Here is an 8,018-nt window from a genome sequence, read left to right on the forward strand (position 1 = left end):
CCGATCAGTTCAAGGAGCGCGGCTACAACATCGTCTCCGGCGGCACCGACGATCATCTGTTCCTGGTGGATCTGGTCGACAAGGGCATCACCGGCAAGGACGCGGACGCGGCATTGGGAAGAGCGAACATCACCGTCAACAAGAACGCCGTGCCCAACGATCCGCAGTCGCCGTTCGTCACCAGCGGCATCCGCATCGGTTCGCCGGCGATGACCACGCGTGGGTTCAAGGAGCACGAAGCCAGGACCCTGACGGACTGGATGTGCGACGTGCTCGACAACCTCGACAACGAAGACACCGTTAAACGCGTCAAAGGCGAGGTGCTTGAGTTGTGCAAGAAGTTTCCGGTCTATACACAGAGCTGACAAAGTTTCGCTGTTTACGGCGTTGCGGCTAACGGATCGTGCGCGGGCAACCGCGCCCGGTACGATGCCGGCTCTAGGCCTTGTCCTGCGATCGGACTACCGCCATCGCGATGTCGGTCTGGGCAACGATGGGTAGACGCTGTACGCCGGATGTGGCGATGCCGCGGCGCCCTGTCCAGAACACGTGCGCGTAGGAATCCATGCGTTGTCCTTTTTGCGGTGAGCAGGACACGAGGGTCATCGACTCGCGGCTGGCCGGCGATGGCGATCAGGTGCGACGCCGGCGCGAGTGCCTGTCGTGCGGGGAACGGTTCACGACGTTCGAGAGCGCGGAACTCAGTCTGCCCCGGGTCGTCAAGCGCGACGGGCGCCGGGAACCTTTCAATGATGCAAAGCTGCGTGGCGGTTTGCTGCACGCTTTCGAGAAGCGCTCGGTGGAAACCGACGATATCGAGGCGCTGGCCAACCGTGTCAAGCGCCGCATGCTGGGCGCGGGCGAGCGCGAAGTAGCGAGCCGTCTGCTCGGTGAATGGGTCATGGAAGAGCTGCGCGGCCTGGACCACGTCGCCTATGTGCGCTTCGCCTCGGTGTACCGCAGTTTCGAGGACGTGCAGGCCTTTCGCGAGATCATCGAGGGTCTGGAGCGGGAACTCACACCAGAAATGCAGAAAAGCCAGATCCCGCTGCTGAACGACGACGCGCTCGACTGAGGCACGGAGCAATCCGGATGCGCCGACCATGCGCGTTGTGATGACAAACTTATAGCGATTCCGCATTGACCACTTCGCTCGATCATCAACTCATGGCGCGTGCCCTTCGGCTTGCGGATTGCGGTCTTTATAGCGCGCGCCCTAACCCGAGGGTTGGTTGCGTGCTGGTCAACGAGGGCCGCATCGTCGGCGAGGGATTTCACGCACGAACCGGTGAGGCCCACGCCGAAATCAACGCGTTGCGACAGGCAGGCAGCGCCGCCGCAGGCGCCACAGCTTACGTCAGCCTGGAACCCTGTTGTCACCACGGGCGCACGCCGCCCTGCGTGCAGGCGCTGATCGATGCCGGCATCAAAAGGGTTGTGGCCGCGATCCCGGATCCGAATCCAAATGTCGCGGGTCAGGGTCTTGCCGCGCTGCAGGGGGCGGGCATTCGGATCGATTGCGGCGTCATGGGGTCCGAGGCACGATCGCTCAATCGCGGGTTCGATAGCCGAATGCGGCGCGGCCGGCCGTGGATAAGAGTTAAATCGGCGATGAGTCTGGACGGACGCACCGCGATGGCGAGCGGCGAAAGTCGCTGGATCAGCGGCGACGCCGCGCGCCGCGATGTTCAATACTTGCGCGCGCGAAGCTGCGCGATTGTGACCGGCGGTGGCACATTGCGCGCGGACAATCCTAGGCTGAACCTGCGGCTTAAGACTGAGGATTTTGCCGACGACAGCACCGGTTACGGCTGCAAATGCGAGCCGCCACCCGCGCCGCCATTGCGCGTTATCCTGAGCAGCAATCTCAATATCGACCCGCAAGCACGAGTTTTTACACTGCCGGGCCAGTGTCTGGTTATCGCGTCGGACGCAACGCATGATTTAGAGCGTAAACTGCGCGCCATGCAGCGCAACAATGTTGAAGTGACGACGGTCTCCTCGAATGACCATGGCCTGGATCTTGAAGCCGTCATGGGCGAACTCGCCCGGCGTGAGCTCAATGAAGTGCAGGTCGAAGCGGGACCGGCGCTAACCGGCGCGCTGTTGCGCGGGAATCTGGTGGATGAATTGATCGTTTACTTGGCGCCGATGCTAATGGGCGACTGCGCGGGAGGTCTTGCGCATCTGCCGAATATAAAATGCATGCGCGACCGCCTGCCCCTGGTGCTTAACGACACCCGCATCATTGACGACGATCTGCGTCTAACCCTGACACCAGCGTCAAACGCTTAAGCTTTCATGTTTACCGGAATCGTACAAGGCACGGCGTCGGTGCTGGACATGATGCGCGGACACAAGGATGTGAGGCTCCGTATTCAATGCGCGACGAAGGATATCGTGCGCGGCGACAGCGTGGCAATAAGCGGTGTTTGCCTGACGGTCACCGAGCTTGCGGACAACGCGCTCGGCATGGACGTCTCGACCGAAACCCTGGCGCATACCACGCTCGGCCGCTTGCAGCCGGGTGACCCGGTCAATATCGAAACCGCGCTGAAAATGGGTGACCCACTGGGTGGCCACCTGGTGAGCGGCCACGTGGATGACGTCGGCGAAGTCCTTGAGCGAACTCCGGTCGGCGCGTCCGTGCGCCTGCGGTTCGTGGCGCCGGCATCGCTGGCTCGCTATATCGCGGTAAAGGGCTCCATCGCCATCGACGGCGTGAGCCTTACGGTCAATGAGGTGCATGGTGCTGAATTCAGCGTGAACATTATCCCGCATACGCTTGACGTAACGACGCTAAATGCGTGCAAACAAGGTACGCACGTCAACCTGGAGGTCGATCTCATCGCGCGCTATCTGGAGCGTTTGCAGCTGGGCGAAGCCGCGGCGCAGGCGGACACCGGGCCCGCCGACGCCCCTGGTATCGACCGGCCCGCTCGCTGAGCGCTCGGATGCAAGTTACATCCATGCGTTTCGATTCCATTCCCGACATCATCGATGACCTCCGCGCGGGCAAGATGGTCATCGTCGTGGACGACGAGGTGCGCGAGAACGAGGGCGATTTGCTGATGGCGGCCAGCATGGTGCGGCCGCAGGACATCAACTTCATGGCCCAGCACGGGCGCGGGCTGGTGTGTTTGACCTTGACCCGCGAGCGTTGCAGGCAGTTGAATCTGCCGCTGATGGTCGGCAACGAGAGCGAACAGCGCAGCACCAATTTCACCCTCTCGATCGAGGCGAGCGAGGGGGTGACTACCGGCATCTCGGCGTACGATCGTGCGCACACGATTCGCACCGCGGTCGCGCCCAACGCGGCCCCCGCCGACCTGCGGCAGCCGGGTCACATCTTTCCAATCATGGCGCAGCCAGGTGGCGTGCTGAACCGGGCCGGACATACCGAGGCCGGTTGCGATCTCGCGCGACTGACCGATCTGGAGCCCGCGGCGGTAATCGTCGAGATTCTTAACGAAGACGGTTCCATGGCGCGCCGTGCCGACCTGGAAAAATTCGGCGCACGGCATGGGCTCCGCATCGCAACTATCGAAGACCTGATCCGCTACCGGCTCGAACACGAAAAGACCGTGCGACGGGTGGCCGAGAGCGCCATCGCCACGCACTTCGGTGACTTTAGGCTGGTCGCCTATGAAGATGTCATCGGCCGTGGCGTGCATCTCGCGCTGGTTAAGGGCGAGATCGCATCGCGGCAGCCGGTGCTGGTGCGGGTGCATATCGAAAACACCCTTTGCGATGTACTGTCGGCCACCACGTCACGCTGCCACTGGCCCATGCAGGCGGCAATGCGGCGCATTGCCGAGGAGGGGCGCGGGGTGGCGGTGCTGCTGAGAATTCCCGCGCCCGCCGGCGATATCCTTCGGCAGATCCGGCGCCTGAGCCGGGCAACGGCGGTCGAGGATGACGACCGTGCCGATCATGTCGAGGATCACCGCACTTTGGGCATAGGTTCGCAGATCCTGGCGGATCTCGGCGTCAGACAAATGCGATTACTCGGCGCGCCCAAGCGTTATCATGGTCTGGGCGGCTTCGACCTCGAAATATTGGAAACCATTCCGGATTAAGAGCCCGGATTAAAAACACAATGAAACTTGTCCCATAACACGATGATTATAAATTCTGTTCATACGATCGAAGGCGATATGTCGGCGAGTGACGCCAGGTTCGGCATCGCCGTAACGCGCTTCAACAGTTATATCGTCGAGCATCTGGCGGCAGGGGCGGTGGCTACCCTGAAGCAGCACGGTGTGGACGAAACACGCATAGAGATCGTGCGCGCGCCGGGCGCATTCGAGTTGCCGCTGGTGGTAAGGCGCATGGCGCAATCGGGCAATTACGACGCGCTGATCGCGCTTGGTTGCGTGATACGGGGCGCCACGGCGCATTTCGAGTATGTCGCGGGGGAATGCGCGCGCGGCCTGTCCAGGATCGCGCTGGATGCGGATGTGCCGGTCACGTTCGGCGTGTTGACCACTGAAACGGTGGAGCAGGCCATCGAGCGCGCCGGTGCGAAGGCGGGCAACAAGGGCGCGGATGCCGCCGTAGCAGCCCTGGAGATGGTCAGTCTGTTGCGCAAACTGCGTGGCTGACCTCGCAATTCGGCGCCTGGCTGCCGGTCGCCGCTGGTCGCGCCGGCTGGCCATGCAGGCGGTTTATCAGTGGCAGATGACCGGGCACCCGGCAGACGAGATCGAACGACAGTTCCGGGAAAATGCGGATTTCGTCAAAGCCGACTGCGAGTACTGGCAGGATCTGCTTTACGGCGTGGTGGATCGCGTCTGTGAGCTGGATGCTGCGTTGGCTGAGCATATGGCGTGGCGGGTGGAACACGTGGACCCGGTCGAACGCGCCATCCTGCGCTGCGCGTGTTTAGAGCTGTTGCAGCGCCAGGATGTGCCGTTCAAGGTGATCATCAACGAAGCGGTCGAACTGGCAAAAAAATTCGGCGCGGAACAGGGGCATAAATTCGTGAATGGCGTGCTGGACAAACTTGCCACGCGAATTCGGCCGCACATGCGCTGAATGCCCGTGCCGCCGCTTAAGCATCGGTACGCACCGGCGCGGCGGTTTGCGCCCGCCAGTGAAACGCTGGCGCGTGCTTAGCGAAGCCGAACTCATTCAGCGGTATTTCATGTCCGCGCCACGCCGCGCGGACGTGGTGCTGGGTATTGGCGACGACGGCGCAATCATCCACGCAGAGGCCGGGCACGATATCGTGGTCAGTGTAGACACGTTAATCGAAGGCGTGCATTTCCCACCCGACACGCCCCCCGCCGCGGTAGGCCACAAGTCGCTGGCGGTCAATCTGAGCGATCTGGCCGCGATGGGCGCCGAGCCTGCTTGGGCGACCCTGTCGTTAACTTTGCCTTGTGTCGATGAGAACTGGCTAGCGGCTTTCAGCGCGGGTTTGTTCGGACTTGCGGATCGTTATCAAGTCGAGCTGATCGGCGGCGATCTGACCCAAGGCCCGTTGAGTATCACCATTCAGGTTATGGGGTCACTGCCGCGCGGCGAGAGTCTGCGACGCGACGGTGCGCGCGCGGGCGATCTGATCTTCGTGACCGGCACCATCGGCGATGCCGGGCTGGGTCTAGAGGCGGTTTGCAAGATGCGCGCGCTGAACGCCGCCAGCATGGAATGGTGCCTGTCGCGGTTGAACAAACCCTCACCGCGGGTGGATGCGGGAGTAAAGTTGAGAACTGTCGCCAGCGCCGCTATCGATGTATCGGATGGCCTGGCCCGCGATCTTGACCGCATATTATCCGCCAGCGTGGTGGGCGCAAGCTTGGATTTGAGGTCGATCCCGGTGTCGGCTGCCGCCCGTGATGCTTACGCGGGTCAGGTCGCCTGGCCCGCCGTGCTGACCGCCGGTGACGATTACGAGTTGCTGTTTACCGTGCCACCCGCGCGTGCGAGTGAACTGACGATCCTGTTTGCCGACGCGGACTGTGACATCACTCGCATCGGCGTAGTGGAACCCGCCGCAGGCCTGCGATTCACGCTGGGCGGGGCGGCATGGAAACTGCTTGTGCCCGCGGGTTACGACCATTTCGCCGGCCGATGAACCGACCCCCACAACTCACCGCGCGCGGGGTGCTGGTCGATCCATTGCACTGCCTGGCGTTCGGCGGCGGCGCCGGGCTGATTCCATACGCGCCCGGCACCGCGGGGACGCTTGTGGCGTTGCCGGTATACATGATCCTGCAACCCCTGTTGTTACCGCTTTATCTGGCGGTACTGGCGGCCATGCTGGCGGCCGGCACATGGATCTGTGGCCGCGCTTCCATGGCGCTGGGCGTACACGACCATAGCGGCATCGTCTGGGATGAGATCGTCGGGTATCTCGTCACCATGCTGACGGCGCCGGCCGGCTGGGGGTGGATGCTCGCGGGATTCGTCGTGTTTCGCCTGTTCGATATCGCGAAACCATGGCCTGTGAGTCTGGTTGATCGGCGTCTCGGCGGTGGCGCCGGCATCATGCTGGACGATATTGTCGCCGGCCTTTATGGTCTGGTCGCCATGCAGGTTCTGGCGATGGTCTTTTGAGCGGTTTTTTCTACCGTTCATAAGCCATCGATCAAGGCACGGACACAAAGCAGACAAGGCCACGTTAAAATAACCGTTCGTCAGATATAGCGCCCGAATTTCTAACTATAAAGCGGCTGACTATAAAGCGGCGCGCAGTTTTGCACCGTAGAAATCAGAACCGGCAAATCGGAAACGCGAAGCGATGGACAAGGACGCACTGCGAATACCGACAACGATGCAGCGTGCCGATTTGTGGGTTGATCCGGGGCAGTGCGTGAGTGGCTCTATATTCCTGCATCTGGAAACCAGACGACATGCGGGCCAGGAGCGCCCGGAAGACGTTCTCAATGAGCCGGAGCCCTTTCTGGTGTTCAGAACCGATCCGCCCAATGAATTGCGGCTCTACTGCAAGCGCCGAATTACCCTTATGCAGTACCTCGATGAGCAGCCATCGAATGAGATGGCGGGGCGCACGATCCTGGGCTGTCGCCTGCTGTTGGCCGACGGCGTCATGGTCGCGGGTTCGATCAGGGAATTTCTGCCTCCCGAGCGCCCGCGCCTGTTCGACTATCTGAACAACTGCTCGGAAAGCTTCATTAGGCTGCACCTGGAAGCCGGCATGGTCGGTCTTATCAACAAGGAGCACATCATCTATGCAAGCGCCGTCAGGGACGCTTTCGTTTAGCGTCATTGTGGGATGGTGGCGATCTTCGATGGCATCCGGGCGGAGCGGCTGATAAATAAGGTATTGTCGGCCGGCACGCTCGACAACGCGGGCGGCGCGCAGGCGCTGGGCAAGCTGGAAACGGTCGCGCGCTCCGCGATTCCGAAGATCGTCTCGCGGCTTGGCGCCGCGCAGCACGAGGAGGCCGGGTTGCTGGTCGAATTGTTGCGCAGGCTGATCGACAAAAATACGCTGGCATTCTGTTTGCCAGGTCTGGCCGAGCGCGATGAGCAGATCGTATCGGGTGTCGTGAGCGCGATTGTCGGTGCGCGCAGCATCGACGCCAACAAACTGCTGCCTCTGCTCGACGATGTAAACGTGTCAAAGCCGGCGATCCTGGAAATCCTGTCGGCCCACAAGCATGCGTTGCACGCGGAGAGCCTCCTGCGCTACGCCAACAAGCTCGAGTATCAGGAACAGACGGCCCTGTTTCGAATCATCGAAGAAGCAGCCGACGAGCAGTTGGTGCCCGCGCTGATCAATCGGCTGGATGCACAGGATCCAGGGATGCGCGCGCGCGTGGTCGGCGTACTGTCGCGCTTCCCCACGCCTGCCGTGCGGGACGCGTTGCGAAGGCTGCTTGAGGATAATCACAAAACGGTACGGCTCGCGGCGCTCCAAGCGCTGGCCCGCATCGGCGCCGGCATGGATGTGCCGCAGCTATGCCGGATGCTTAAAGAGCCGGACATCAAAATCCAGAGCAAAGTAATTGAGCTGCTGGTTTCACTCAATCACCCCGACACCGTGAAAC

11 protein-coding genes are annotated in these 8,018 nt (G+C 61.8%); all 11 read left to right on the forward strand.

Annotated elements, in window-relative coordinates; genetic code table 11:
- Nucleotides 1-365, forward strand: a 365-nt coding sequence (glyA, locus tag H0V34_01700; GenBank protein MBA2490454.1) for a serine hydroxymethyltransferase, incomplete at its 5' end; no start/stop codon positions are given.
- A gap of 200 nt (nt 366-565) precedes the next feature.
- Nucleotides 566-1,075: a transcriptional repressor NrdR gene (gene nrdR / locus H0V34_01705; protein ID MBA2490455.1), complete on the forward strand. Its 510-nt coding sequence runs from the start codon at nt 566-568 to the stop codon at nt 1,073-1,075.
- A 92-nt stretch (nt 1,076-1,167) separates the two neighbouring features.
- The gene (ribD, locus tag H0V34_01710; protein ID MBA2490456.1) at nt 1,168-2,295 is read left to right on the forward strand and encodes a bifunctional diaminohydroxyphosphoribosylaminopyrimidine deaminase/5-amino-6-(5-phosphoribosylamino)uracil reductase RibD; all 1,128 of its coding nucleotides are present in this window, start codon (nt 1,168-1,170) and stop codon (nt 2,293-2,295) included.
- 6 nt (nt 2,296-2,301) lie between these two features.
- Entirely contained in the window at nt 2,302-2,946 is a 645-nt protein-coding gene (locus H0V34_01715) for a riboflavin synthase (GenBank protein MBA2490457.1), read from the forward strand.
- 23 nt (nt 2,947-2,969) lie between these two features.
- The gene (gene ribB / locus H0V34_01720) at nt 2,970-4,079 is read left to right on the forward strand and encodes a 3,4-dihydroxy-2-butanone-4-phosphate synthase (protein ID MBA2490458.1); all 1,110 of its coding nucleotides are present in this window, start codon (nt 2,970-2,972) and stop codon (nt 4,077-4,079) included.
- A gap of 42 nt (nt 4,080-4,121) precedes the next feature.
- Entirely contained in the window at nt 4,122-4,604 is a 483-nt protein-coding gene (gene ribE, locus H0V34_01725; GenBank protein ID MBA2490459.1) for a 6,7-dimethyl-8-ribityllumazine synthase, read from the forward strand.
- A gap of 52 nt (nt 4,605-4,656) precedes the next feature.
- The gene (gene nusB, locus H0V34_01730) at nt 4,657-5,037 is read left to right on the forward strand and encodes a transcription antitermination factor NusB (GenBank protein ID MBA2490460.1); all 381 of its coding nucleotides are present in this window, start codon (nt 4,657-4,659) and stop codon (nt 5,035-5,037) included.
- Nucleotides 4,988-6,079 (forward strand): thiamine-phosphate kinase, encoded by a 1,092-nt coding sequence (gene thiL, locus H0V34_01735; protein MBA2490461.1) that lies wholly within the window; start codon nt 4,988-4,990, stop codon nt 6,077-6,079. Before nusB ends, thiL begins: the two co-directional genes overlap by 50 nt.
- Complete coding sequence (locus H0V34_01740) at nt 6,076-6,561, forward strand: phosphatidylglycerophosphatase A (protein ID MBA2490462.1); 486 nt, start codon at nt 6,076-6,078, stop codon at nt 6,559-6,561. The genes thiL and H0V34_01740 overlap by 4 nt, the downstream gene beginning before the upstream one ends.
- Nucleotides 6,562-6,745: 184 nt before the next feature.
- Nucleotides 6,746-7,228, forward strand: coding sequence for a hypothetical protein (locus H0V34_01745; GenBank protein MBA2490463.1), 483 nt, complete (start codon nt 6,746-6,748; stop codon nt 7,226-7,228).
- 12 nt (nt 7,229-7,240) lie between these two features.
- Nucleotides 7,241-8,018 (forward strand): HEAT repeat domain-containing protein (locus H0V34_01750; GenBank protein ID MBA2490464.1); only part of this gene is annotated, 778 nt, incomplete at its 3' end.

This window comes from Gammaproteobacteria bacterium, from assembly GCA_013696315.1.
Taxonomy (GTDB): domain Bacteria; phylum Pseudomonadota; class Gammaproteobacteria; order JACCYU01; family JACCYU01; genus JACCYU01.

What these genes read in the sequence shown, in the direction of transcription:
- ribD (MBA2490456.1), top strand. Translation starts at nt 1,168, where the DNA reads ATGGCGCGTGCCCTTCGGCTTGCGGATTGCGGTCTTTATAGCGCGCGC.
- H0V34_01745 (MBA2490463.1), top strand. Translation starts at nt 6,746, where the DNA reads ATGGACAAGGACGCACTGCGAATACCGACAACGATGCAGCGTGCCGAT.
- H0V34_01715 (MBA2490457.1), top strand. Translation starts at nt 2,302, where the DNA reads ATGTTTACCGGAATCGTACAAGGCACGGCGTCGGTGCTGGACATGATG.
- nrdR (MBA2490455.1), top strand. Translation starts at nt 566, where the DNA reads ATGCGTTGTCCTTTTTGCGGTGAGCAGGACACGAGGGTCATCGACTCG.
- H0V34_01740 (MBA2490462.1), top strand. Translation starts at nt 6,076, where the DNA reads ATGAACCGACCCCCACAACTCACCGCGCGCGGGGTGCTGGTCGATCCA.
- ribE (MBA2490459.1), top strand. Translation starts at nt 4,122, where the DNA reads ATGATTATAAATTCTGTTCATACGATCGAAGGCGATATGTCGGCGAGT.
- thiL (MBA2490461.1), top strand. Translation starts at nt 4,988, where the DNA reads ATGGCGTGCTGGACAAACTTGCCACGCGAATTCGGCCGCACATGCGCT.
- ribB (MBA2490458.1), top strand. Translation starts at nt 2,970, where the DNA reads ATGCGTTTCGATTCCATTCCCGACATCATCGATGACCTCCGCGCGGGC.
- nusB (MBA2490460.1), top strand. Translation starts at nt 4,657, where the DNA reads ATGCAGGCGGTTTATCAGTGGCAGATGACCGGGCACCCGGCAGACGAG.